General features: G+C 50.4%; 24 protein-coding genes and 1 pseudogene. 12 read left to right on the top strand and 13 right to left on the bottom strand.

Annotated features, from left to right (window positions below):
- Positions 1-185: 185 nt before the first annotated feature.
- Complete coding sequence (ompC, locus tag J4728_RS03465) at positions 186-1,304, bottom strand: porin OmpC (RefSeq protein ID WP_208211172.1); 1,119 nt, start codon at positions 1,302-1,304, stop codon at positions 186-188.
- A 716-nt stretch (positions 1,305-2,020) separates the two neighbouring features.
- Between ompC and J4728_RS03460 the strand changes: the two genes are divergently transcribed.
- Complete coding sequence (locus J4728_RS03460) at positions 2,021-2,563, top strand: YybH family protein (RefSeq protein ID WP_208211170.1); 543 nt, start codon at positions 2,021-2,023, stop codon at positions 2,561-2,563.
- A gap of 55 nt (positions 2,564-2,618) precedes the next feature.
- Here J4728_RS03460 and J4728_RS03455 read toward each other — a convergent pair whose 3' ends face one another.
- The 4 genes from J4728_RS03455 to sad all read right to left on the bottom strand — a co-directional run bounded on the left by J4728_RS03455 (position 2,619) and on the right by sad (position 6,535).
- On the bottom strand, positions 2,619-3,533 hold the full coding sequence (locus tag J4728_RS03455; protein WP_001670736.1) for a bestrophin family protein: 915 nt from the start codon (positions 3,531-3,533) through the stop codon (positions 2,619-2,621).
- 255 nt (positions 3,534-3,788) lie between these two features.
- Positions 3,789-4,148, bottom strand: a complete 360-nt coding sequence (locus tag J4728_RS03450) for a DUF4186 domain-containing protein (RefSeq protein ID WP_000992451.1) — start codon at positions 4,146-4,148, stop codon at positions 3,789-3,791.
- A complete protein-coding gene (glsB, locus tag J4728_RS03445) occupies positions 4,148-5,074 on the bottom strand; it encodes a glutaminase B (protein ID WP_000312240.1) in 927 nt (308 codons plus the stop codon). Before glsB ends, J4728_RS03450 begins: the two co-directional genes overlap by 1 nt.
- A 72-nt stretch (positions 5,075-5,146) precedes the next feature.
- Positions 5,147-6,535, bottom strand: a complete 1,389-nt coding sequence (gene sad, locus J4728_RS03440; protein WP_208211167.1) for a succinate-semialdehyde dehydrogenase — start codon at positions 6,533-6,535, stop codon at positions 5,147-5,149.
- A 102-nt stretch (positions 6,536-6,637) separates the two neighbouring features.
- Here sad and ptrR point away from each other — a divergent pair, with 102 nt between their 5' ends.
- Both ptrR and J4728_RS03430 read left to right on the top strand, forming a co-directional pair.
- A complete protein-coding gene (gene ptrR / locus J4728_RS03435; RefSeq protein ID WP_048590662.1) occupies positions 6,638-7,510 on the top strand; it encodes a putrescine utilization regulator PtrR in 873 nt (290 codons plus the stop codon).
- 115 nt (positions 7,511-7,625) lie between these two features.
- Positions 7,626-8,816: a sugar transporter gene (locus J4728_RS03430; RefSeq protein ID WP_000154617.1), complete on the top strand. Its 1,191-nt coding sequence runs from the start codon at positions 7,626-7,628 to the stop codon at positions 8,814-8,816.
- A 46-nt stretch (positions 8,817-8,862) separates the two neighbouring features.
- On the opposite strand, the gene J4728_RS03425 is transcribed toward J4728_RS03430, so the two are convergent.
- Entirely contained in the window at positions 8,863-9,528 is a 666-nt protein-coding gene (locus J4728_RS03425) for a MarC family NAAT transporter (RefSeq protein ID WP_000968968.1), read from the bottom strand.
- A gap of 258 nt (positions 9,529-9,786) precedes the next feature.
- Between J4728_RS03425 and marR the strand changes: the two genes are divergently transcribed.
- The 3 genes from marR to marB are packed head-to-tail and all read left to right on the top strand — an operon-like array spanning position 9,787 to position 10,868.
- Positions 9,787-10,221, top strand: a complete 435-nt coding sequence (marR, locus tag J4728_RS03420) for a multiple antibiotic resistance transcriptional regulator MarR (protein ID WP_000843434.1) — start codon at positions 9,787-9,789, stop codon at positions 10,219-10,221.
- Positions 10,222-10,240: 19 nt separating this feature from the next.
- On the top strand, positions 10,241-10,624 hold the full coding sequence (gene marA, locus J4728_RS03415; RefSeq protein ID WP_000091194.1) for an MDR efflux pump AcrAB transcriptional activator MarA: 384 nt from the start codon (positions 10,241-10,243) through the stop codon (positions 10,622-10,624).
- A 28-nt stretch (positions 10,625-10,652) separates the two neighbouring features.
- The gene (gene marB, locus J4728_RS03410) at positions 10,653-10,868 is read left to right on the top strand and encodes a multiple antibiotic resistance protein MarB (protein WP_000783049.1); all 216 of its coding nucleotides are present in this window, start codon (positions 10,653-10,655) and stop codon (positions 10,866-10,868) included.
- Between the two features lie 118 nt (positions 10,869-10,986).
- On the opposite strand, the gene eamA is transcribed toward marB, so the two are convergent.
- Positions 10,987-11,889 (bottom strand): O-acetylserine/cysteine exporter, encoded by a 903-nt coding sequence (gene eamA / locus J4728_RS03405; RefSeq protein WP_000987750.1) that lies wholly within the window; start codon positions 11,887-11,889, stop codon positions 10,987-10,989.
- A gap of 227 nt (positions 11,890-12,116) precedes the next feature.
- Between eamA and ydeE the strand changes: the two genes are divergently transcribed.
- Positions 12,117-13,304 (top strand): efflux MFS transporter YdeE, encoded by a 1,188-nt coding sequence (gene ydeE / locus J4728_RS03400; protein WP_001068056.1) that lies wholly within the window; start codon positions 12,117-12,119, stop codon positions 13,302-13,304.
- Between the two features lie 248 nt (positions 13,305-13,552).
- The gene (mgtS, locus tag J4728_RS03395) at positions 13,553-13,648 is read left to right on the top strand and encodes a protein MgtS (protein WP_000901531.1); all 96 of its coding nucleotides are present in this window, start codon (positions 13,553-13,555) and stop codon (positions 13,646-13,648) included.
- A gap of 346 nt (positions 13,649-13,994) precedes the next feature.
- Here the strand turns inward: mgtS and J4728_RS03390 are convergent, their stop codons facing one another.
- Positions 13,995-14,387, bottom strand: a complete 393-nt coding sequence (locus tag J4728_RS03390) for a YdeI family stress tolerance OB fold protein (protein WP_000776348.1) — start codon at positions 14,385-14,387, stop codon at positions 13,995-13,997.
- 426 nt (positions 14,388-14,813) lie between these two features.
- Between J4728_RS03390 and J4728_RS03385 the strand changes: the two genes are divergently transcribed.
- Complete coding sequence (locus tag J4728_RS03385; RefSeq protein WP_208211164.1) at positions 14,814-15,311, top strand: 2-oxo-tetronate isomerase; 498 nt, start codon at positions 14,814-14,816, stop codon at positions 15,309-15,311.
- Between the two features lie 149 nt (positions 15,312-15,460).
- Here the strand turns inward: J4728_RS03385 and J4728_RS03380 are convergent, their stop codons facing one another.
- Both J4728_RS03380 and dcp read right to left on the bottom strand, forming a co-directional pair.
- The gene (locus J4728_RS03380) at positions 15,461-15,643 is read right to left on the bottom strand and encodes a general stress protein (protein WP_000807642.1); all 183 of its coding nucleotides are present in this window, start codon (positions 15,641-15,643) and stop codon (positions 15,461-15,463) included.
- Between the two features lie 344 nt (positions 15,644-15,987).
- Positions 15,988-18,030, bottom strand: a complete 2,043-nt coding sequence (gene dcp, locus J4728_RS03375; protein ID WP_208211162.1) for a peptidyl-dipeptidase Dcp — start codon at positions 18,028-18,030, stop codon at positions 15,988-15,990.
- A gap of 138 nt (positions 18,031-18,168) precedes the next feature.
- Between dcp and ydfG the strand changes: the two genes are divergently transcribed.
- The 3 genes from ydfG (at position 18,169) to ydfZ (ending at position 20,115) form a co-directional block, all read left to right on the top strand.
- Complete coding sequence (gene ydfG, locus J4728_RS03370; RefSeq protein WP_000636564.1) at positions 18,169-18,915, top strand: bifunctional NADP-dependent 3-hydroxy acid dehydrogenase/3-hydroxypropionate dehydrogenase YdfG; 747 nt, start codon at positions 18,169-18,171, stop codon at positions 18,913-18,915.
- A 129-nt stretch (positions 18,916-19,044) separates the two neighbouring features.
- Positions 19,045-19,731, top strand: a complete 687-nt coding sequence (locus J4728_RS03365) for a GntR family transcriptional regulator (RefSeq protein WP_000215563.1) — start codon at positions 19,045-19,047, stop codon at positions 19,729-19,731.
- A gap of 180 nt (positions 19,732-19,911) precedes the next feature.
- Complete coding sequence (ydfZ, locus tag J4728_RS03360; protein ID WP_000989267.1) at positions 19,912-20,115, top strand: putative selenium delivery protein YdfZ; 204 nt, start codon at positions 19,912-19,914, stop codon at positions 20,113-20,115.
- 66 nt (positions 20,116-20,181) lie between these two features.
- On the opposite strand, the gene J4728_RS03355 is transcribed toward ydfZ, so the two are convergent.
- From J4728_RS03355 to J4728_RS03345, 3 genes and pseudogenes are all read right to left on the bottom strand, one after another.
- Complete coding sequence (locus tag J4728_RS03355) at positions 20,182-21,648, bottom strand: mannitol dehydrogenase family protein (RefSeq protein ID WP_080217746.1); 1,467 nt, start codon at positions 21,646-21,648, stop codon at positions 20,182-20,184.
- Between the two features lie 143 nt (positions 21,649-21,791).
- A pseudogene (locus tag J4728_RS03350) lies at positions 21,792-23,158 on the bottom strand (MFS transporter).
- Positions 23,159-23,211: 53 nt separating this feature from the next.
- Positions 23,212-24,231, bottom strand: coding sequence for a Zn-dependent oxidoreductase (locus tag J4728_RS03345; RefSeq protein WP_208211159.1), 1,020 nt, complete (start codon positions 24,229-24,231; stop codon positions 23,212-23,214).
- Positions 24,232-24,234: the final 3 nt, after the last annotated feature.

Here is a 24,234-nt window from a genome sequence, read left to right as displayed (position 1 = left end):
CACGATCAACAACCTGTTTGACCGCTTCAATTTTAAACTCTTCGGGATAACGCTTACCGCTCATGGGCACCTCTCTTTAAGTCATCTTAAATGACTCTGAGGTGTCTGTTAAACCTGTGGCGATTCAGTGACACAGTTTTGGGAAAAGGAGGGTATCCCTAAACTGTCTTAATCAGCAAGTTTTATCAAAACTCATAGACTAAGCCGAGCGCCACGGTGTTGTCTGTATTAGGATTCGATGGGTTGCCATCTTTTAGCAGATTGATTTTGTAGTCAACATACGCGGACATATTTTTATTGAAGTAGTAATAGGAACCCACATCAATATATTTCACAAGGTCGAACGAACCCAGTCCATCAACATCATTGGCTCTGGATTGCAGGAACGCCAGTGACGGGCGTAAGCCATTATCAAATTGATATTGCCCTACTATTTCCCAGTTATCGGTTTTATGTGCAAAGCCGCCCAATGTATCACCCATATAGGTCATATCATAAGTACGGGTATAGTTTGCCGCCAGGTAAATATTATTGGCATCATACTTCACGCCGCCAGTCCAGGCTTCAGCGCGGTCACCATTGTCGTATTTATCTTGCGTCATCTGATCAAGCGTGCGTTTGGAACTGGTATAGGCTGCCCCCAGGCTCACCCCCATGCCCAAATCATATGTCGCTGATGCCCCGAAACCATCGCCATTCTGGTATGCGATACTTTTTCTGGCATTATTACTTAAAGGATCGCCTTCTTTCGACAGGCCGTCATTTTTACCCTGATACTGCAACGCAATATTCAGACCATCAACCAGACCAAAGAAATCATTATTGCGATAAGTCAGAACGCCATTCGCGCGTCCAGTCATAAAATTATCGGAAGCTTCATACGAATCATTACCAAATTCAGGCAGTACGTCAGTCCATGAACCAATGTCGTATAACACGCCATAGTTACGACCATAATCAACAGACCCCATATCGGCAAATGCCAAACCAGCAAAACCGAGACGCGTCCAGCTTTGCGGGGAACCGCTGGAGTCACCATCTTCCGGACGATTGGCGTTGACCTGATACTCCCACTGTCCAAAACCGGTTAGTTGATCGGTAATTTGAGTCTCGCCTTTAATACCCATACGGATATAAGATTGATCGCCATCCGTACTATGATTACTGGAAAAATAATGCAGGCCGTCGACCTTGCCATACAAATCCAGTTTATTGCCATCCTTGTTATAGATTTCTGCTGCGTTGGCGGCACCAGCCATCATCACGGCTGCGGCTACCGCAGATAACACCACTACTTTTTTCATTTTATATGCCTTATTTGTCTTATTTTTGGACTTTCCGCAAAGCCTGCTTGCGGAACTGTCCAGGACAATATCACTAACAATTACCGTGCGTTAAGTTTCAAAGTGTAATATTAGCTTGCTATGTATTAGTGATGTTAAAATGCAAGTTAAGCATGACTACATCAATGATATGCCCTGTTTTCTGCTGTAATAACAAGGGGGTTACCAGTAGAGAACTGGCTTACGGTCGGGGATGCCAGGGCGAGAATGGCACTTAACACTCGGCTGGCATTCGTTAAGACGGAATCATAATCAAGTCAGTTGAGGCCACAGCCCTTCTTATTTTTGTGTATAATTTGTTACGTTTACATTTATTTTTAAATTAGCGTTATGAAAATATCAGTACTACTGAAATAGCACTTCTTCGCTTCGTGTATTTTTACTATGGTTAATTATCACATAGCGCAAACGGTCATTTGTGTATCACTATTCATAAGATTAACTATTTACCAGTGGTAATAAACATAAAAGTAAGTCAATGGACAACAACAATACTGAAACTCTAAATGTTGATATTTTGAGTCATGCCGTTACAAACAAATACGATATTCTTAATTGCACTACTCCCTTTTCGGGGTAATTTTATAGAAGGATGTTTTTTATTGTTCGTGAGTCATGCTCCTTTAGTATAAAGGTGAACGTAACAGGAAAGATAAAGCGTCTCAAAAACAGACCATATGGGTATAACTATTATGCAAAAAACGTCACTATTGTTTTCTGCCGCCGCGATAACGTTAACTCTGATGGCGTCATCGGCATTAGCGGCAACGCCAACCGCCGCACAAAATGAAGCTACGTCGACCGTTAAACAAGAAATTACAGAAGGCATTAACCGTTACCTTTATTCAATAGATAAGGCAGACCCAACGTTAGGCAAGCAGCTTTTTTATGTTTCACCGGATACCAGTTTTATTCATCCACGCGGTCACGAACGCGGATGGTCGCAGATCGCTGAAAATTTTTATGGCGCCACTATGGGTAAAACCTTCAGCAAACGCACGTTAAAACTGGACGCTCCCCCGGCTATTCACGTGTATGGCAATGCCGCCGTTGCAGAGTTCGACTGGCATTTTACCGCGGTACGCCGTGATAATGGGCAGACTCAACACACGACAGGCCGCGAAAGCCAGGTGTGGGCGAAGATACCAAACACAGGATGGCGAATCGTTCATGTCCACTACTCCGGTCCAGCCAAAACCGGCGTTGGAGAAGACTATTAAGCTTTGCTCTTCAGGTTATGGCGCAGATGAACATTCTGCGCCAGTTAAGTCGAGCTCAGGTCAGTTGATAGCGTTTATCCGGTATCCGTTTTGCCGGAATATCCCTTTCATCATTCATTTGCAGTAAATCGATTTCTATCGCATTGCATATCGCATCCAGCGGTAAATCATTATTTTCAGTACCGAACGGATCTTCCAACTCTTCCGCCAACGCATCCAGCGCGATAAACGTATAAGAAATAAGCACCGAAATAAACGGCGTCATATAGTGCAGATCAACCACCAGTGCAAATGGCAACATAATGCAGAAAAGATAAACCGTACGATGCAAAATTAACGTATAGGCAAAAGGCACCGGCGTGTTGGCGATGCGTTCACAGCCGGCCAACACTGACGACATATCATTTAAACGGTTGTTGAGGCTATGAAATAAAATATCGGAAAGCTTTCCGCTGCGGCGGCGAATCGCCAGCCACTCTCCCATCAGCAATAAGATACGGTTAGCGGGGGAATGGGAAGCGACAACTTTCTGTAACGCCTCCTGGTCAAGATAGTTGCCCAGAACTTGCGTTTGAGGCTGTCGACGCAATGTCATACGCAAACAGTGGGCAAAAGCGATTTGTAACCGAACAAAATCCTCGATACCGCGTTCATCAGGCAAGGTTGTTTTCACCTCACGCAGTATTGAGCGTGAAGCGATCATCAACTGCCCCCACAAATGTCGCGCTTCGACGTAACGCGCATAACAGGCATTATTGCGAAACCCCAGAAAAATGGCGATAGCGACGCCCAGTATGCTAAACGGCGCAAGGGTAAACTTAATACCCAGCATTGTGTACCAGGGCAGCATGATAATAACGGCGATAGAAAGAAGAAAGTTAAGGAGCAGTCGTGAAAAGATTTTAGATAACACGGAACCATGCCAGACAAATATCAGGCGAATCCAGTGCTGTTGTGGTCTAACGATCATGATTATCTTCAGCAGGTGAAAAAGCACTGTCATTAAACGTGATCCAGATCAAGGTTGCAAGCTTCTGGCGATACACGGGTTCCCTGCCCTGTAGAACATTTTTTTGCACAGTGCTGACAGGCGTTGAAAAAAAACAACTAACTGTATGTTGTAACTAAATATGCGCTTCAGCGCATGAGATATATGACGGTCAACGGCTGCTATCAGTGGTATAGGGTAATTTATCAGGGAAAGCGTCAGCAACGACGCGCTGCTCTACCGCTGATTCATTTGTATGACCAGCCAGTAATGGATAACGCTGACAATATACTGTTGCTGCGCTTTACTCAGCGGTTCTCCCTGAGGTATCTGGTGCCACTTCGCCAGGCACCCGCGACAGCAGGTTGCCGTCGCATGTTGCGCGATAAATACCGGATGGCCCCGCATCGGCGTTTGCTTACCATCATTCGCCGGGTGAGCTGGCGCCAGTCGCTGGGCGATAAAATCGGCGGCGTGTTTATCAATTACCTCCGCGCCTTTATCCCAGCAATATTGTCTTTCTTTTATCCCGAGACGAAAACGCGAACGAAATGTCGATCGCGCCAGGCGGGCAAAGAGCGGTTCAAGCGCATTCATCAGTATACCGAACGTCCTAACGTTTGTGTTAATTGCTCAAGCGCGGCGATACCTGCCAGAGAGTTTCCCGCAGGATCCAGCTCCGGACTCCAGACGGCAATCGCCATTTCATGCGGCACTATGGCGACAATACCGCCGCCCACGCCGGATTTAGCTGGCAATCCCACCCGCCAGGCAAACTCTCCGGCATTCTGATACATCCCGCTGGTCGCCATTAGCGCATTAATCTGCCGGGCCTGCATGGGGGTCACTACCGGCTCGTCGAGATGAAACGCCTCGCCCTGATTCGCCAGAAAGACAAACGTCCTCGCCAGTTCCATGCAACTCATTTTCAACGCACAATAGTGGAAGTAATTTTGCAACACGGTAGGCACATCATGATGAAAATTACCGAATGATTTCATCAGCCAGGCAATAGCGGCGTTACGGGCGGAATGCTCAAATTCAGAGCGCGCGACCGTAGCGTCATACGTAATATCCGATACGCCGCAAAGCGCGCGCACAACTTCCAGCATCCGCTGACGCGGCGCGCTAAGCCGGCCTTGCAACATGTCGCATACCACCAGCGCGCCCGCATTAATAAATGGATTACGCGGGATGCCTTGTTCCATCTCTAACTGAACCAACGAATTGAACGGCGAGCCGGAAGGATCTTTTCCGACGCGCTGCCAGATCTCCTCTTCCGGATAATGACGCATCGCCACCACCAGACTGAGCACTTTCGAAATAGACTGAATAGAGAAGCGTTCGTGCGCATCGCCCGCCTGATAATGCTGCCCGTCCACGGTACAAATCGCTATCCCCAGCTTTGAACCCTCGACGGACGCTAATGCCGGAATATAGTCAGCGACTTTGCCCTGGCCAATGAGGGGGCGAACGCGCTGTAAAATCGTCTCTAAAATTGCATTATCCATGGCCCAGGCCACAACATGCTCCTTGCTCGCAGGTCTGAAAAGGCCTGCGAGTATAGCAGAGGGCGCCACGCGACGTCAGGGCAATTAGACGCGGTTCTTCCAGACGGTCTGCACATTACAAAATTCGTGTAAACCAAAGTGCGAAAGCTCGCGACCGAAGCCGCTTTTCTTCACCCCGCCGAATGCCACACGCGCATCGCTGGCGCTGTACCCATTAATGAATACCCCACCGCACTCAAGACGCGCCGCCATCTCCGCGGCCAGCGTATCGTCGGCGGTAAAGATCGTCGCCGACAGGCCAAACTCACTGTCATTCGCCAGCACGAGGGCGTGCGCCGCATCTTTTGCAACGGTAATGGCGGCAACAGGCCCAAAAAGCTCCTGACGAAATGCAGTCATGTCAGGTGTGACATCCGCCAGAACGGTCGCGGCATAATAGTTGCCCTCCCCGGCGATTTTCTCTCCGCCCAACAGTAGCCGTGCGCCTTCGGCGACGGAAGCCTGCACCTGTTGATGGAGTTCATCACGCAGATCAAAGCGCGCCATCGGCCCCAGGTCATTCTCTTCAACCAGAGGATCACCCATCTTTAATGCTGCGGCAGCCGCTACAAAGCGATCGGTAAACGCCTGCGCAATGCCCTCTTCGACAATGAAACGTTTGGCGGCGGCGCAGACTTGTCCGGTGTTTTGATAGCGTCCTGCAACCGCAGCTTTTACCGCCAGCTCAAGATCGGCATCATTGAGTACAATAAACGGATCCGAGCCCCCCAGTTCCAGTACGCACTTTTTCAGCGCCGCCCCAGCCTGAGCACCAATCGTCGCGCCGGCGCGCACGCTACCGGTCACCGTCACCGCCGCGATTCGCGGATCGTTAATCATCTGACTCACGCCCTCATTATTAGCGTTCACCCATCCATAGACGCCAGCGGGAGTACCGGCTTCCGTCAAGATTCGGGCTATCATCTGCGCGCAACCCGTGACATTGGGCGCATGTTTTAACAAGTAGCTATTCCCCGCCAGCAGTATCGGCACTGCCCCGCGTAACACCTGCCATAAAGGAAAATTCCACGGCATTATCGCCAGGATGACGCCCAGCGGACGGTATTCAATCACCGCCTGCTGATTTTCTACCAGCGTAGGCTCAGGATTCAGCATTGCCGGGCCATGTTCCGCATACCAGTCGCATAACGCGGCGGATTTCGTCACTTCCGCACGCGCCTGCTTTATGGGTTTACCCATTTCACGCGTAATACATTGCGCCATCTCTTCTGCATGAGCGCGAAGCGCCTGACCAATATCGCGTAATGTTTGCGCCCGTTGCGCTACCGATGTCAATTTCCACTTTTTGAAACCGCTCGCCGCCAGACTCAGCGCATGTTCAATCTCTTGCGCGTTAGCCCAGGGCATTGCCGCCAGCGTCTGGCCGGTCGCAGGATTCACGGATAACGCCTGTGTTGCAGTCATCATGGTCATGTTCTTTCTCTCGTTATCAGGGGAGTTGTACCATCATGACGCCCTTTACCCTTTCTGAAAAATGAATAATATTAACCAGACTATTCACGAACTGAGAAAACCATGGACCTGACGCAACTGGAAATGTTTAACGCTGTCGCTCTGACGGGCAGCATTACGCAGGCGGCGGCAAAAGTGCACCGCGTTCCGTCCAATCTGACCACGCGTATCCGCCAGCTTGAAGCCGACCTGGGCGTCTCTCTGTTTATTCGCGAAAACCAGCGACTCAGGCTGTCACCAGCCGGGCATAACTTTTTACGTTACAGCCAGCAGATCCTGGCGCTGGTCGATGAAGCCCGCATGGTGGTTGCCGGAGAGGAACCGCAAGGACTGTTTTCACTCGGCGCGTTAGAAAGTACTGCCGCCGTACGTATCCCCGCACTGCTGGCGGGTTATAACCAGCGTTACCCTAAAATTCAGTTCGCGTTAACGACCGGTCCTTCCGGCGCCATGCTAGATGGCGTGCTCGAAGGAAAGCTGAACGCCGCCTTTATTGATGGCCCGCTAATGCATCCGGGGCTGCAAGGTATACCGGTTTACCAGGAAGAGATGATGATCGTCGCGCCACACGGCCATTCCGTCATTTCGCGGGCCAGCGAGGTGAATGGTTGTAACATCTATGCTTTTCGCGCCAACTGTTCTTACCGACGGCATTTCGAAAGCTGGTTTCATGCCGATGGCGCGACCCCCGGTACGATTCACGAAATGGAGTCATATCATGGAATGTTGGCGTGCGTAATTGCCGGCGCAGGTATTGCGCTGATGCCAGCAAGTATGCTCTACAGTATGCCAGGACATCATCAGGTGGAGGCCTGGCCGTTGGCGGAGAAGTGGCGCTGGCTTAGCACATGGCTAATGTGGCGGCGTGGGGCGATGACGCGCCAGCTTGAGGCCTTTATCGAGTTACTTAACGCCCAACTGGCGAGCGTCGACTGAAGACGAAACGGCCTGCGAAGTAAATGAGAAGCAGGTCACAAAATGATTGTCTTTTCGCCAGTAAACGTTTTAAGATCGCGGCCTCACCTTCTCGCAACTAACCCGAAATATTTTTATGACAATCAATCCAGTTTCCCGCAAAGTCGCGTGGCTACGGGTAGTTACGCTTGCTATTGCCGCTTTTATTTTCAATACCACAGAATTTGTGCCGGTTGGTTTGCTATCAGACATTGCTGAAAGCTTTCATATGCAAACCGCGCAGGTCGGCATCATGCTAACCATTTACGCCTGGGTAGTTGCCGTCATGTCGCTGCCTTTTATGCTTCTTACCAGTCAAATGGAGCGCCGTAAGCTACTCATTTGTCTGTTTGTTTTGTTTATTGCCAGCCATGTGCTCTCCTTTCTGGCATGGAACTTTACCGTGCTGGTCATTAGCCGTATTGGTATCGCTTTCGCCCACGCTATTTTCTGGTCGATAACCGCCTCGCTGGCGATCCGCCTGGCCCCTGCCGGGAAACGCGCGCAGGCATTAAGTCTGATAGCGACCGGCACCGCGTTGGCCATGGTGCTTGGGCTGCCGATAGGTCGCGTTGTTGGTCAGTATTTTGGCTGGCGCACCACCTTTTTTGCCATCGGCATGGGCGCATTAATTACGCTGCTATGTCTGATTAAGCTTCTACCGAAATTGCCGAGCGAGCATTCCGGCTCACTAAAAAGTTTACCTTTGCTATTCCGGCGCCCGGCGCTGATGAGCCTCTATGTGCTGACCGTCGTTGTGGTGACTGCGCATTACACAGCTTATAGCTATATTGAACCGTTCGTTCAGAATGTCGCCGGGCTCAGTGCGAATTTTGCTACCGTTCTGTTACTGATCCTCGGCGGCGCCGGGATCATCGGCAGCCTCGTGTTTGGTAAACTGGGTAATCGCCATGCCTCGTCGCTCGTCAGTATCGCTATTGCCCTGCTGGTTGTCTGTCTGCTTCTGCTGCTGCCTGCGGCGGATAGCGAAGCGCATCTGGCCATACTGAGCATTTTCTGGGGCATCGCGATTATGGTGATAGGGCTTGGTATGCAGGTGAAAGTACTGGCGCTGGCCCCGGACGCGACCGATGTCGCAATGGCGCTATTTTCAGGCATCTTTAATATTGGTATTGGCGCTGGCGCGCTGGTAGGCAATCAGGTGAGTTTGCACTGGTCAATGTCGGCCATCGGCTATATTGGCGCCATACCCGCCTGTGCCGCGCTGGTATGGGCTGTGCTCATATTCCGCAAATGGCCAGTGACGCTGGAAGAACAACCGCATTAAGACATTCGTCTGCCGGGAACAGGTTTCCGGCAGACGACAATGCGCCTTAGTGGTACGTTTTAATAATTTCCAACACGCCGTTGATAATAAATTGCACGCCCATACACACCAGCAGGAATCCCATTAAGCGGGAGATCGCTTCAATCCCCCCTTTACCCACCAGCCGCATAATAGCGCCAGAACTGCGTAAGCATCCCCACAGGATCACTGCCACGGCAAGAAAAATAATCGGCGGCGCAACCATAATGACCCAGTCGGGAAACTCGCCGCCATGACGCACCGTGGAAGCGGAACTGATGATCATTGCGATGGTCCCCGGTCCTGCGGTGCTTGGCATAGCCAGTGGAACAAATGCAATATTAGCCGTCGGTTCGTCTGCCAGCTCCTCCGATTTGCTTTTCGCTTCCGGCGACTCATGCGCCTTCTGCTGCGGAAAAAGCATTCTGAAGCCGATAAACGCCACGATTAACCCCCCGGCGATCCGTAGCCCTGGAATCGAAATACCGAAGGTGTTCATGACTAACTGCCCGGCGTAGTACGCCACCATCATAATAGCGAAGACATAAACCGAAGCCATATAGGACTGCCGGTTGCGTTCCGCACTATTCATATTGCCCGCAAGGCCAAGAAACAGCGCCACGGTGGTTAGCGGATTGGCTAACGGGAGCAGTACGACCAGCCCCAATCCAATCGCTTTAAACAAATCCATCATAATACTATCTCTTACCCATCAGCGTTTCATGAACCGGAAGTATAAAGTGAAATTACCCAGGCGCGCCATTTCGCCAGTGTGCAAGTTAATATCCTCTACAACCTATAACCTGTAATTATCAATTAGTTACAAGTTATCACAGCACAATACCCCGGACGCCTTTTAGCAAATCGTGGCATCGGCCAATTCATTTAGTTGACTTATACTTGCCTAGGCAATAGTATCTGACGAAATTAATTACTTGCCGGGGCAACCATTTTGAAAAGCACCAGTGATCTGTTCAATGAAATCATTCCGCTGGGTCGCTTGATCTACATGGTAAATCAAAAAAAAGATCGCCTGTTAAATAACTATTTATCCCCGCTGGATATCACCGCAACACAGTTTAAAGTGCTTTGCTCGATACGCTGCGCGGGATGTATTACCCCGGTTGAACTTAAAAAAGTGCTGTCTGTCGATCTCGGCGCATTGACGCGGATGCTCGACCGCCTGCTGTGCAAAGGCTGGATCGAAAGACTGCCGAATCCTAATGACAAACGCGGCGTACTGGTGAAGCTAACGCCGGACGGCGCGGCAATTTGTGAGCAATGTCATCAACGACCAGGGCAAGACCTGCATCAGGAATTAACAAAAAACTTAACGGCGGACGAAGTGGCAACGCTTGAGTATTTGCTCAAGAAAATTCTGCCGTAGACAAAAAAGAGGTATGACGATGTCCAGACGCAACACTGACGCTATTACTATTCATAGCATTTTGGACTGGATCGAGGATAACCTGGAGTCGCCGCTCTCACTGGAAAAAGTGTCTGAGCGTTCAGGATATTCCAAATGGCACCTGCAACGGATGTTTAAAAAAGAGACCGGTCATTCATTAGGCCAATACATCCGCAGCCGTAAAATGACGGAAATCGCGCAAAAATTAAAAGAGAGCAACGAGCCCATTCTCTATCTGGCGGAACGCTATGGCTTTGAGTCACAGCAAACATTGACCCGGACGTTCAAAAACTATTTTGATGTGCCGCCACACAAATACCGGATCACCAATATGCATGGCGAATCACGGTATATGCTGCCGCTGAACCATGGCAACTACTAGTTTGTTTATGCGCCACGCGAAGAGCACTATGAAAATGCTGTTTCCCGCCCTGCCGGGTCTGTTACTTATCGCCTCCGGATATGGCATTGCAGAACAAACTTTGTTACCTGTGGCGCAAAATAGCCGCGATGTGATGCTGCTGCCCTGTGTAGGCGATCCGCCAAATGACCTTCACCCCGTGAGCGTGAACAGCGATAAGTCAGATGAATTAGGCGTGCCCTATTATAACGACCAACACCTTTAACCTCTTTGCCCCGTTTTGCGGGGCATTTTTTTAGTACCGTCTGGCGATGACAAGTCCGCCGCTATTACCCCGCGGCATGGTCTGAAATTAGCGTTTGTCTTCTTAGTAACATAATGCCTCATCCCCTGACGCGCGCAGTACGGCGCACACGAAATCCAAATACATTGATATAGAGTCCAGCCATAATCAGTACTGCGCCCGCAAGCTGCATCCCGGTCAACGTTTCCCCGAGTAACACCGCGGCGCTCGCCAGCCCGACTACCGGCACCAGCAATGATAACGGCGCCACGCGCCAGGTCTCATAACGCCCCAGTAACGCGCCCCAGATGCCGTAGCCAAGTATAGTGGCGACAAAAGCCAGATAAAGCAGCGACAATATCGTCGTCATATCGATGGTAATAAGGCTTTGCGTAATGTGATCCGCCCCCTCCAGTAGCAGCGATGACAGCAGGAACGGCAGGATCGGGATCAGCGCGCTCCAGACCACCAGCGACATCACCGCCGGGCGCGGACTATGTTGCATAATTTTTTTATTAAAGATATTGCCGCAGGCCCAGCTAAATGCCGCCGCCAGAGTCAGCATAAATCCCGACATCGCTATATGCTGTCCGTTGAGACTGGCTTCAATCAATACCAGTACACCTATAATCGCCAGGGCGATCCCCGCCAACTGCTTACGTTGTAACCGCTCGCTAAAAACAAACGCCCCTAACGCCATGGTAAAAAAGGCCTGCGCCTGTAATACCAACGACGCCAGTCCTGCGGGCATACCAAACTTTATCGCGCAAAAGAGAAAGGCGAACTGCCCAAAGCTTATCGTCAGGCCATAGCCCAGCAACAGCGTAAGCGGGACTTTAGGCCGGGCGACAAAGAAAATTGCCGGAAACGCCACCAGTAAAAACCGTAATCCTGCCAGCAATAATGGCGGCATATGGTGCAGGCCGACTTTGATGACAACAAAATTGAGCCCCCATACGACAACCACCAGTAACGCCAAAAAACCGTCTTTACGCGACATCATCGGCCCCTGTCATTATTAAAATTTTGTAAAAAGGTAAGTTATCGGAAATCAGTGCGCCATAACAGGACTTTTCTTTTTACCGTGAGCATGGCATTGAACAACACACGATGGGCAAAATCCTGCGTTATGGTATGTTAAGACTACGCTATAGCGTATAGACATCATGCTTTTGCGGGCACGGTAGATTAAAACGTCCCGATACGTAACCTCCATTTCAGGCAGGAAAAATGAATCCAGGATTGAGACGTTCGACGTTGGCTCTACTCGCCTCATCGCTGTTATTGACAATTGGACGCGGCGCCACGCTCCCCTTTATGACCATCTATCTTAACCGTCAGTACGGTTTAGGCGTGGATCTGATTGGCTACGCGCTGACCAGCGCGTTAACGATTGGCGTCGTCTTTAGTCTTGGCTTTGGGATTCTGGCGGACAAGTTTGATAAAAAGCGCTACATGTTACTCGCGATTATCGCCTTCGCCTGCGGATTTATCGCCATCCCAATGGTGCATAATGTCGTACTGGTTGTCCTGCTTTTTGCGCTTATTAACTGCGCCTATTCGGTTTTTTCTACCGTCCTGAAGGCCTGGTTCGCCGATAATCTCACCGCGACAACAAAAACACGGATTTTTTCGCTCAACTATACCGTACTCAATATCGGCTGGACGGTTGGCCCGCCGCTCGGCACGCTGCTGGTGATGCAAAGCATCAATTTACCCTTCTGGCTTGCCGCTATCTGTTCCGCATTTCCGCTGGTCTTTATTCAGGTATGGGTGACACGATCGGTTGCCGCCAGCGAGGGGAAAAATGCCGCTATCTGGTCTCCCTCCGTTCTGCTGCGCGACAAAGCATTATTGTGGTTTACGCTTTCGGCATTTCTGGCCTCCTTTGTGGGGGGCGCCTTTGCGTCCTGTATTTCACAGTACGTTATGGTCGTTGCCGATAGCGGCTTCGCGGAAAAAGTGGTAGCCGTCGTTCTGCCGGTTAATGCGGTTATTGTGGTCAGTTTGCAATACGCCGTGGGCCGCCGACTTACCGCCGTCAATATTCGACCAATGATGACGACCGGCACCGTCTTTTTTATCGCCGGGCTCATCGGATTTATTTTTTCAGGCGACAATCTGTTTTTTTGGGGGCTTTCGGCGGCAGTATTCACGATTGGCGAAATTATTTATGCCCCCGGCGAATATATGTTAATTGACAACATTGCGCCTGCCGGGATGAAAGCCAGCTATTTTTCAGCGCAATCGCTGGGCTGGCTGGGTGCGGCGGTAAACCCGCTGGCCAGCGGCGTCATCCTGACGACGCTTCCCGCCTGGTCGCTTTTCGTTGTCCTGATAATCGCCATTGTGTTCGCCTGGGCACTGATGTTAAAAGGAATGCGGATTACCCCTACGCAACAGGCTATCACCTGTTAATTATCTGCAGCCAGTGATGTGCGCCGTTTCTGGCGCACCGGGTTAACCCTATATATTGCAGGCTAATTATCTGCTGTCACTGCGGTAATTCAGGAATATTCCTGGGCGCTGACGAAAATATTCTATATGCTTTACCCTTCCAGTAAAATAAATACGCAATTCAGACTTTGCTTAAGTATAAATTAGTACTATAGTCTGTACGAGGTTTTTTAAAAAAGAGGATGCACGCTAAAATAAGGAGAAACGAGATGTTAGGCAGTATTAACCTTTTTATCGTTGTATTAGGAATTATTTTATTTTCCGGATTTCTGGCCGCCTGGTTCAGTCACAAATGGGATGATTAATGAACGGAGATAATCCCTCGCAGAGCCGGCCCCTTGCTGCATCGTTGCGCAAGGGGCCGCTTTTGTCTGGATGGCAGGCAAAAAAAACCGCCGGTTCACCAGCGGTAAATGCTTGCATGGATAGATTTGTGTTTTGCTTATACGCTACCGGGCAAATTCTTGCGAGGATAACGGATCGCTAACGACTGTAGCACCGTCAATATCAATGAAGCTTAAACGATACGCAACCAGACCTGAATAAGACATTATGGGACCTTTTGTCCCCCAGGCGCTTTTACAAGACCCATGGTATCAGGCCAGCTGCATGCCCCGTATGGCTGACCTGGAGATTGCCGGTTAGCGCGCGTTATTTTTGCAGTCGGTTCACGCGAACAAGCGGTTCCTTCGCTTTCTTGTCCAGACTACCGTTAATGTTGATCATTTGATCCGGCTGAACTTCCCGCCCATCAAATACGGCGGAAGGAATTATCACGTTAATCTCGCCGGATTTATCACGAAATACATAGCGATCGTCGCCTTTATGATCAATAAGGTTGCCGCGCAGCGAAACGGTCGCGCCATCATGCAGGGTTTTTGCCTGTTCGATGGTCATTTTTTCTGCATCATCCGTACCGCGATAACCATCCTCAATAGCATGAGGCGGCGGCGGTGCCACGTCTTTTTTTAATCCCCCTTGATCATCCGCTAGCGCGTAAGGCATTATCAGAAAACTTAAAAATGCAGCCACCTGTAGTTTCATGCTCTCTCCTTAATAACGTCTATTTGACGTATTAAGTCTGGCCGCTATTTTTAGTTTTTACAAACATGAATTTACCCGCAGAATATTAAGCAATAAAATCAACCCATCCGGATTAATATGCAACCGATATCAGCGCCGGTGAGCGCGAAAGCGTAACGGCGTAATAGTTAACTTGCCACATAGCTGAAGTCATATGCATCAACGTCTGGATAGCAATTCAGAATAATCGGCTTTATTTTTTGAGGATAATGGCCTTACGCATAATCAATGACAGTCATCGCCGTAAGAAAGTAAGCAAGTTATGGAACAGCGGGTTTGTTGGTAACTGGATAAAATAATCATTCACTGCCAATGTCATAAAATAAATATGCCATACTTGAGAAGAACGAACATATTTCATTTGTCTCTGTAACGGAAAAATAAACGATGAGATTAGAACAGCACGATATTGTCACCCTTGATGAAGCCGAATCCGTCGATAGCCTGACAAAAAAACTTGGTGATTTACTGGTTAACCAGAAACTCCGTCTGACCACTGCAGAATCCTGCACTGGCGGGAAACTGGCTTCAGCATTGTGCGCAGCAGAAGATACGCCCTCATTTTACGGTGTGGGGTATGTCACCTTTACTGATGAAGCCAAAGCAAAAATCTTACGCGTACAACGCCACAGCCTTGCCGAACATACCGCCGTCAGCGAAGCGGTCGTTACTGAAATGGCACAGGGCGCTAAGGATCAGGCTGAGGTCAATATCAGCATAGCGATCAGCGGCTATGGCGGGCCGGAAGGCGGCGAAGATGGCACACCTGCGGGCACCGTTTGGTTTGCCTGGAATATTAACAATACGACTTTTACAAGCCGACAACATTTTAACGGAGATTGTCAGGAAGTATTAGAAAAATGCGTACGCTTCGCCCTCGCTTAATTGCTTTTTCTGTTAACGAAGAAAGCATAAACAATAATTTTATCTGACCGGCCAGAATAACTCCCGGTCAGAATAAAAAAATGCGAGCCTATGGCCCGCATCGTATGCGCAATATTTCAGAATATATTTACGAAATATCAGGAGTAAAATTAATTGCCGGATTTCCGTCCGCCACTGTGGCTATTCTGGCCACCTTTTTTACCCGCTTCAGATGCACGCTGTGGGTCGTTTTTAAAGTTCCCACCGCTATGCTGGCCGCCTTTACGACCTGCTTCTGAGGCTTTCTCTTTATCTTCTGCAAAATTACCGGAACCGCCGCGATGTTCTGCCATAATATAATCCTCATGATGATGTTGCGTTTTAAATATGATATGTCTTCTCATATCATGTGATACAGTTCTAAATCTAGTCGCCCTGTGCGCAGTGTCAAATTCATTTCTGCATTATTTACATAATACCACCACATGGCGGAAAATATATTTTTTGAAAACATCAACAGCGAAGCGGTAATAAATCTTTGGCAATCAAGCCACCACGAGAAAATAAGTAGAAAAATCCGAATGCACACCCTTGTTATATTCAGACAATTTAACCCCATAAATTTAACTGGCTGTCATCAGAAGTGCAGGATTCATTTTCAGGCGGTTGTTCGACAGTGCCGAACAACCGTATCAGCTTAGCGATCGAGCCCACGATATTGCAACATGGGGTCAATATGCGGTTCATGTCCACGCCAGTCTGAATAAAGCGTTTCTAAATCAGTACTATTCCCCCGGGAAAGGATAGCATCACGAAAACGCTGCCCGTTTTCACGCGTCAGGCCGCCCTGCTCTACAAACCATTGATAACCGTCATCCGCTAACATTTGCGTCCAAAGATAGGCGTAGTATCCCGCTGCGTAGCCGCCGCCGAAGATATGGGCAAAATAACTGCTGCGATAGCGGGGCGGCACCGCCGGTAAATCAAGATGCTCGGCGGCCAGCGCCTGCTGCTCGAACTCAGCGACAGACTGCTCTGCTACGCTCTCCTCCAGCATATGCCAGCGCATATCCAGCAATGCGGCGCCGAGCAATTCAGTCATATCGTAACCTTTATTAAATAAACTCGCCTTGCGCATTTTTTCCTGTAAATCAGCAGGCATTTTTTCACCGCTGTCGACATGACGCGCGTAGCGTTCGAACACACGTGGATGGCTCGCCCAATGCTCATTAATCTGGGAGGGAAACTCGACAAAGTCGCGGGGCGTATTGGTACCTGAAAGCGTGGCATAGCGCTGGACGGCAAACAAACCATGTAACGTATGACCAAACTCATGGAAGAGCGTAATAACGTCGTCCCAAAGCAGTAATGCAGGCTGCCCATCAACAGGTTTCTGATAGTTACAAACATTGTATATAACGGGCCGGGTTTCATTGAGTGTGGATTGCTCGACAAAATTCCCCATCCACGCGCCGCCGCTTTTCGAGTCCCGCGCGAAGAAGTCGCCATAAAATAACGCCATGCCGACACCATCGGAGTCGAAAATCTCCCACACCCAAACATCAGGGTGATACACCGGAATGTCAAAACGCTCGACGAAGGTGATGCCGAATAGCTGGTTGGCGGTCCAGAAAACCCCCTCTTGCAACACCGTATTTAAGGCAAAATAGGGCTTCAGTTGCGCTTCATCTAACGCATATTTTTCCCGCCGTACCTGTTCGGCATAGAACATCCAGTCCCAGGCCTGAACGGTGTAGCCGCCCTGCTCACCATCAATGACGTTCTGAATTTCCGCCTGTTCATTGAGTACACGCTGACGCGCTGGCGGCACAATGCCACGCATAAAGCTCAGTGCGGCTTGCGGCGTTTTCGCCATCTGATCGGCCATTTTCCATGCGGCATAATTGGGGAAACCCAGCAGTTTTGCCTGACAGCGACGAATCTCTACCAGACGCTGAACGATAGCGCGGGTATCGTGGGCATCTCCTTTTTCCGCCCGAGTCCATGACGCTGCGAATAAATTTTCGCGGGTCTGGCGATCGCGCAGTGTAGCAAGCGCAGGCTGTTGCGTCGTATTAAGGAGCGGAATGAACCAGCGCTCCTCCAGGCCTTTTTCACGCGCCGCTTCAGCAGCGACGGTCATTTCTTCCGGGCTTAATCCTGCCAGGCAATGCGCGTCATCTACCGCCAGCCCGCCCGCTTTACTTGCCGCCAGCAGACGCTGATTAAACTGACTCATTAAGGTCGCGGATTCAGTATTCAATACTTTCAGTCGCGCTTTATCCTCTTCGGCAAGCTGCGCGCCTGCCAACACAAAACGCTGATGGATAACATCGACCAACCGTAGCGACTCATCATCCAGCCCCAGTGAGTGACGCTGTTGCCAGACGGCATCCACGCGAGCGAATAACGCGCTATTCAGATAAATATCGTTGGAGAGCGCCGCCAGCTCGGCAGAAAAGGCCTCATCCAACCGCTGGAGCTCATCGTTAGTGTGCGCAGCCGTTATCGCGAAAAAAACGCTGGTGACGCGTGACAGAAGCGCCCCGCTTTGCTCCAGCGCCAGAAGCGTATTCGTAAAGTCAGGGGCCGCCGGATGATTGACGATGGCCTCGATTTCCACGCGTTTTTGCCGCACGCCCTCATCAAAAGCAGGACGATAATGGCAATCTTTGATCCGATCAAAACGCGGTGCCTGATAAGGCAACATACTCTGGTCTAACAAAGGATTCGTCGACATTTTTCACTCCTGAAAATAGGTTGATCATAAGAGTAAGCTTCCCCCTATGCTGACCGCAACCGTGTTAACCAGGATTACCCTTTCATAAACGCCGCGTGCTATGGTAATACAACACAAAAAGCGTTGAGGAACTGTGTGATGATCGTTTTAGTAACTGGAGCAACCGCAGGGTTTGGCGAGTGCATTGCACGCCGTTTTGTTGAGAATGGACATAAAGTCATTGCCACGGGACGTCGTCATGAACGCCTGCAAGCGTTAAAAGATGAGCTTGGCGAGAACGTATTAACCGCCCAACTGGACGTGCGCAACCGCGCGGCCATCGAAGAGATGATGGCCTCTCTGCCTGCGCAGTGGCGCGATATTGATGTGCTGGTCAATAACGCCGGTCTGGCGCTGGGTCTTGAACCGGCGCATAAAGCCAGCGTAGAAGACTGGGAAACTATGATCGATACTAATAATAAAGGCTTAATTTATATGACCCGCGCCGTGCTGCCAGGAATGGTCGAACGTAATCGCGGTCATATCATTAACATCGGTTCAACCGCCGGCAGTTGGCCTTATGCTGGTGGCAACGTCTATGGCGCGACGAAAGCCTTTGTGCGCCAGTTTAGCCTGAATTTGCGCACGGATTTACACGGCACGGCGGTTCGCGTGACCGACATTGAACCGGGTCTGGTTGGCGGTACCGAGTTTTCCAGCGTCCGTTTCAAAGGCGACGATGAGAAAGCGGGTAAAACTTACGAAAATACCACCGCGCTCACGCCAGAAGACATTACCGAAGCGGTATGGTGGGTGGCCACACTCCCCGCGCATGTGAATATTAATACCGTTGAAATGATGCCTGTTACCCAATCTTTCGCAGGGCTCAGCGTCCACCGTAGCTAAGGGGTTATACCCGGTCTGCGGGCCGGGTAATCCCTGGCAAACGTATCTGCAACCAGAAACATGATCGGTATAGACCACCACGGAAAAGTGGTAGAGTATCCGGGTCAACCGCCTAAAAAGTAAGAATGAATGACCGTCGAAACGCAGCTTAACCCTACACAGCCTGTCAACCAGCAAATTTACCGTATTCTTCGGCGTGATATCGTGCATTGTCTTATCCCGCCTGGCACGCCGCTATCAGAAAAAGAGGTCTCAACCCGTTTTAACGTTTCGCGTCAACCGGTGCGCGAGGCTTTTATAAAGCTGGCGGAAAATGGGTTGATTCAGATCCGCCCTCAGCGCGGTAGTTATGTGAATAAGATTTCGCTTTCTCAGGTACAGAATGGCTGTTTTGTACGGCAGGCGATCGAATGCGCGGTGGTCCGCCGTGCGGCGGCGATGATCACCGACAACCAGTGCTATCAACTGGCGCAAAACCTGCACCTGCAACATATTGCCATCGAGCGCAAACAGATTGATGATTTTTTCCAGCTTGATGACGATTTCCACCAAAAACTGGCGCAGATCGCCGATTGCCAGTTAGCGTGGGATACCATTGAAAATATCAAAGCGACAATCGACCGGGTTCGCTATATGAGTCTGGATCATGTTTCTCCGCCGGAGATGTTGTTGCGCCAGCACCATGATATTTTCTCCGCGCTGGAAAATCGTGACGGCAATGCGGTTGAGAGCGCAATGACCCAGCATTTGCAGGAAATTAGCGAATCCGTTCAGCTTATCCGTCAGGAAAACAGCGGCTGGTTTAGCGAAGAGTAACCCCCTTTAACGTCGGGGTGAGACGCCTTCTCCGCTTTCTCACCCTGCACATTCCCGCCTAAAAAGCCGTGAGCTTGATCAAAAACAAAAAAAATTCGCAACGATAAGCGTATTTATATGTCGCCCGTCATGCGGGGAAACCTGCGGGCTTTGGCAGTAAGTTTGAAAGGAGAAAACACCATGATGACATACGATCGTAACCGTAACGCAATCACTACCGGTAGCCGGGTCATGATAAGCGGCACGGGCCATACCGGGATTATCAAAGCCATTGAGAGCGAAGGTCTGGATGCAGGTCAAATTCGCCGCGGCAAAACGGTGATTGTCGAAGGTTGTGAAGGTAAATTCGCGCCGGTCGAATTGATTCGTCTTGGCATGAACTGATACCACAGGCCGCCAGGAACCGTTCCGGCCTTCCCGGTAGCATAATGCTACCGGGTCTCTGTTACGCTATTTCAAGCGCTCGGCATATTTCGCCACGCTCGCTTTCGCGCCATATGTCAGTAAACTGTCATAGGCTTCTTGCACTTTTTGCGTAAACCGCGCCGCCTGTGGCAAATCGTTGCCGAAAATTTCAGCCATTCCCAGCAGCGCCTTAACACGACTGGCGCCTTCTTCACTGTTTGCCACGGCGCGCTGAATAACCGGCAATAGCGGATCGCTGACGTCGATCGCCTTACCCTGCTCATCCACGCCGCCAACGTAACGCATCCACCCCGCCACGCCCAGCGCCAGCAAATCAAAATCGCTATGATTAGCAAGATGCCAGCGAACGGAGTCCAGCATACGCTGCGGAAGTTTCTGGCTGCCATCCATCGCAATCTGCCAGGTACGATGACGCAGCGCCGGATTACGGTAACGCGCAATCAACTGATCGGCATAACGCTGTAAATCTACCCCCTGGACTTTCAGCGTGGGCGCCTGCTCGCGTAACATTAACGCCTGCGCGGTCAGACGATAGTTGTCGTCAGCCATGCAGTCATTAATATGCTGATAGCCGGCAAGATACCCCAGATAAGCCAGGAATGAATGACTGCCGTTAAGCATTCGCAGTTTCATCTCTTCAAACGGAACCACGTCGGCGACCAACGTCGCGCCCGCGTTTTCCCACAGCGGACGACCCGCCACAAACGTATCTTCTATCACCCACTGACGAAACGGTTCGCAGGCGACGCCCGCCGGATCGCGCACGCCGGTCAGTTGTTCGATTTTATCCAGCGTCTCCGGCGTGACCGCAGGGACAATCCGATCAACCATCGTTGACGGAAATGTCACGTTTTGCTCGATCCATATCGCCAGTTCCGCATCCACCTCCCGGGCGTAAGCCGTCACAACCTGACGCGTCACATGCCCATTTTCCGGCATGTTGTCGCAGGACATCACGGTAAATGCCGGTAAGCCTGCGGCTTTACGACGCGCTAACGCTTCGACAATAATACCCGGTGCCGTTAGCGGTTGATGCGGATTTTGCAGGTCGGCGGCAATCATGGGATGTTCCAGCAGAAGTTGGCCCGTGGCTGGCGAATGACAATACCCTTTCTCGGTAATGGTCAGAGACACAATCGCTATTTGCGGTTCGCACATCGCCGCCAGCACACGTTCCAGACCATCAACCTGAACATGCAACGCCGCTTTGACGACGCCCACCACACGCGCCGTCCAGGCTTCCGCCGACATCTCCGCCACGGTATAGAGGTTATCCTGCTGCTTTAGATCGGCAATCTGCTGTTCGCCGCCAATAAGATTAACCTCATAATAGCCCCAGTCGCTATGCTGCTCCGCAGCCAGAATATCTGTATAAACCCCCTGATGCGCGCGATGAAACGCGCCAAAACCGAGATGGACCATCCGCGCCACCAGCGCCGCGCGATCGTAATCAGGAAGCGTCGCCTTTGCCGATAAAAGCCTGTTTTGCATTTTATAACCTCTATATTCTGAAAGCGGAACAGTCGCAGAGTAACGCCTGCCCTGGTACATTTGGATTTACGCTAATTAAACAAAAGTGACCGGGCAGCATGGCCGAAACCGCATTAGCGTTCCGGCCATACCGCCGACACGATTTAACTCGTCTGGGTTGCGGAGTGGCGTAACTTCTCTGCCGCTGTCGCTTCCGCCGCATCCTCAGGCAAACTCAGATCGCGATCTCTGACCTCCGGCATCAACAGCGCAGAAATCAGACCAATACACGAGTAGAGCACCAGCATAATTAAGATGGGCAGCCAGGAATCGGTCATGTTACAAAAGATCCCTGCGAGGACGGGGCCAAAACCGACCGCCACCAGCCCCCCTGCCTCTTTTGAAATCGCCATCCGGGTGAAGCGATTACGCGATCCGAAAATTTCCGCCATGGTGATGTTTTCCAGCGCAAATAATCCCAGCACGGCAAAGTTATGAATAACAATGAGCGCAGCCATAATTACGCCAGGGCTATACGTTTTATCTACCACAATAGACAGCATCGGCCAGGCGAGAATAATCGCGGAGATATTCAATATTATATACGGCAGCCGACGACCGTATTTATCGGACAACCACCCCAAGAGTGGGATAGTGATAAAACCAATTACGGAACTTATCATTAACGCATCGGTTGGGATAGATTTGTTAAATAATAACGCCTGAACTAAATATCCGGCAAGGAAGGTTTGAATAAGCCCGGAATTGCCCGCCTGCCCAAAACGTAAACCGGTAGCCAGCCAGAAAGATTTGCTGGTAAACATCGCGCCCAATGTATTTTCTGACGCAGGCGTTAACGCTGGCGATTTTTCGCCTTCGCTTACTTTTTCGAATACCGGACTTTCTTTCAGATTCATTCGCAGCCAGATCGCGAATATCATAACAACGACGCTCGCCAGGAAAGGAATACGCCATCCCCAGGCGATCAGTTGTTCGCGTTCAAGCGCAAAGAACATCACCGCCCAGATCGCCGTCGCGCTCAACGTACCGCAGTTGGTGCCCATCGCGACCAGCGAGGAAATGATACCACGCTTTCCTTTCGGCGCATACTCGGCCAGCATAGTACCCGCGCCGGAAATTTCCGCCCCGGCGCCCAGCCCCTGTATAATTCGCAATGTCACCAGTAATACTGGCGCAAAAATGCCGATTTGCGCATACGTCGGCAGTACGCCAATCAGCGTGGTGCAGATCCCCATCATGGTGATAGTAATAAACAATACTTTTTTTCGTCCGATGCGGTCGCCCATTTTACCAAAAACAAAGGCGCCGATAATTCTGGCTATATAACCTGCACCATAGGTGCCCATTGCCAGAATAAGCGCCATCGCGGCAGACTGTTCCGGGAAAAATATCTCATGGAAGACCAGAGCCGCGCCTGAAAATCCATAAATTCAAGCGCGGTGCCTAACCAGCCAGATACGGCAGCGCGCACTAAATCCTGAGTCGATCGTTCATGCTTTATTTGTGTCATATAGGCAATCTCTAAGAGGTAAGATGCGTACCACTTACTCGCAATTATTTATATTATTTCGCAAACGTGAGTAAGACTTTGCAGCATTGACGCTGGTCTTTCTCGAAAAGCTCAATCGCGTCGGTGACATGTTGATAATCAAATGTATGCGTTATCAGCTTATCCGGATCAATAAGCCCTTTATTCAGCCAGTCAATCACGACCGGGAATTTATTGGCATTAAGACGCGATGAATAAATAGCCAGCTCTTTTCCGGTAATACCCTGCTGTACAATCTCACACGGGTCGCTGGAAAATCCCATCAGGACAATGCGTGCCGCAGACGATGCAAGTGTAATCGCCTCTTGCAGGATAGCGGGGTGACAGGCGGCATCGACAATCAAGGTCGGCTTTAGCGCCTTCTGCTGTAGAAATTCCGCCAGTGAATGTTGACCATTATTGAGGGTCCAGTCAGCGCCGCTCTGCTTCGCCATCGCTAAACGCTCTTCAATGCGATCAACGACTATGACCGTTTTAACCTGATAAACCCCCTTCAGCGCCTGTACGGTCGTCAGTCCCATCGGGCCTGCGCCATAGATAAGCGCCACGTCCTGCTCGGTCGGATTCACTTGTCCCGTCACATTTGCCGCAATGGTAAACGGCTCAACCATGACGGCATGATGATCTGCGATGTTGTCCGGTATGCGATGAGCATTACGGGCCGGCGCCACCGCATACTCGCTGAAACCGCCGTCACGATGCACGCCCAGCACCACCAGCGAGGTACACACATTGGGTTTACCGACTGAACAAGGGTAACAATGCCCGCAACTGCTCACCGGATCGACGGATACCCGTTCTCCTATCCGGTCGTGATTGACGTTGTCGCCTACCGCGTCGATGACACCGAAAAATTCATGGCCTATGACACGGGGATATTTTGCAAAGGGATTATGTCCCCGATAAATATGACTGTCGGAACCGCAGATACCCGCCAGTTTCACTTTAATGCGAACTTCGCCCGGCGCAGGCTGCGGAAGCGCGCGCGTTTCGATAGTTAATGTATTCGGTTTTTCGATTACGATGCTTTTCATTTT

Source organism: Salmonella sp. 32070601201500089SM (assembly GCF_017573605.1).
GTDB lineage: Bacteria > Pseudomonadota > Gammaproteobacteria > Enterobacterales > Enterobacteriaceae > Salmonella > Salmonella enterica.
This window is presented reverse-complemented; position numbering and strand designations above follow the sequence as displayed.

Coding starts and splice junctions, on each gene's coding strand:
- marA (WP_000091194.1), top strand. CDS start 10,241: ATGTCCAGACGCAACACTGACGCTATTACTATTCATAGCATTTTGGAC.
- J4728_RS03450 (WP_000992451.1), bottom strand. CDS start 4,148: ATGAATGCGCTTGAACCGCTCTTTGCCCGCCTGGCGCGATCGACATTT.
- ydeE (WP_001068056.1), top strand. CDS start 12,117: ATGAATCCAGGATTGAGACGTTCGACGTTGGCTCTACTCGCCTCATCG.
- J4728_RS03425 (WP_000968968.1), bottom strand. CDS start 9,528: ATGATGGATTTGTTTAAAGCGATTGGATTGGGGCTGGTCGTACTGCTC.
- J4728_RS03365 (WP_000215563.1), top strand. CDS start 19,045: ATGACCGTCGAAACGCAGCTTAACCCTACACAGCCTGTCAACCAGCAA.
- J4728_RS03455 (WP_001670736.1), bottom strand. CDS start 3,533: ATGATCGTTAGACCACAACAGCACTGGATTCGCCTGATATTTGTCTGG.
- J4728_RS03390 (WP_000776348.1), bottom strand. CDS start 14,387: ATGAAACTACAGGTGGCTGCATTTTTAAGTTTTCTGATAATGCCTTAC.
- ydfG (WP_000636564.1), top strand. CDS start 18,169: ATGATCGTTTTAGTAACTGGAGCAACCGCAGGGTTTGGCGAGTGCATT.
- J4728_RS03380 (WP_000807642.1), bottom strand. CDS start 15,643: ATGGCAGAACATCGCGGCGGTTCCGGTAATTTTGCAGAAGATAAAGAG.
- ydfZ (WP_000989267.1), top strand. CDS start 19,912: ATGATGACATACGATCGTAACCGTAACGCAATCACTACCGGTAGCCGG.
- J4728_RS03385 (WP_208211164.1), top strand. CDS start 14,814: ATGAGATTAGAACAGCACGATATTGTCACCCTTGATGAAGCCGAATCC.
- J4728_RS03355 (WP_080217746.1), bottom strand. CDS start 21,648: ATGCAAAACAGGCTTTTATCGGCAAAGGCGACGCTTCCTGATTACGAT.
- marB (WP_000783049.1), top strand. CDS start 10,653: ATGAAAATGCTGTTTCCCGCCCTGCCGGGTCTGTTACTTATCGCCTCC.
- sad (WP_208211167.1), bottom strand. CDS start 6,535: ATGACCATGATGACTGCAACACAGGCGTTATCCGTGAATCCTGCGACC.
- J4728_RS03460 (WP_208211170.1), top strand. CDS start 2,021: ATGGGTATAACTATTATGCAAAAAACGTCACTATTGTTTTCTGCCGCC.
- J4728_RS03430 (WP_000154617.1), top strand. CDS start 7,626: ATGACAATCAATCCAGTTTCCCGCAAAGTCGCGTGGCTACGGGTAGTT.
- ompC (WP_208211172.1), bottom strand. CDS start 1,304: ATGAAAAAAGTAGTGGTGTTATCTGCGGTAGCCGCAGCCGTGATGATG.
- J4728_RS03345 (WP_208211159.1), bottom strand. CDS start 24,231: ATGAAAAGCATCGTAATCGAAAAACCGAATACATTAACTATCGAAACG.
- ptrR (WP_048590662.1), top strand. CDS start 6,638: ATGGACCTGACGCAACTGGAAATGTTTAACGCTGTCGCTCTGACGGGC.
- dcp (WP_208211162.1), bottom strand. CDS start 18,030: ATGTCGACGAATCCTTTGTTAGACCAGAGTATGTTGCCTTATCAGGCA.
- mgtS (WP_000901531.1), top strand. CDS start 13,553: ATGTTAGGCAGTATTAACCTTTTTATCGTTGTATTAGGAATTATTTTA.
- eamA (WP_000987750.1), bottom strand. CDS start 11,889: ATGATGTCGCGTAAAGACGGTTTTTTGGCGTTACTGGTGGTTGTCGTA.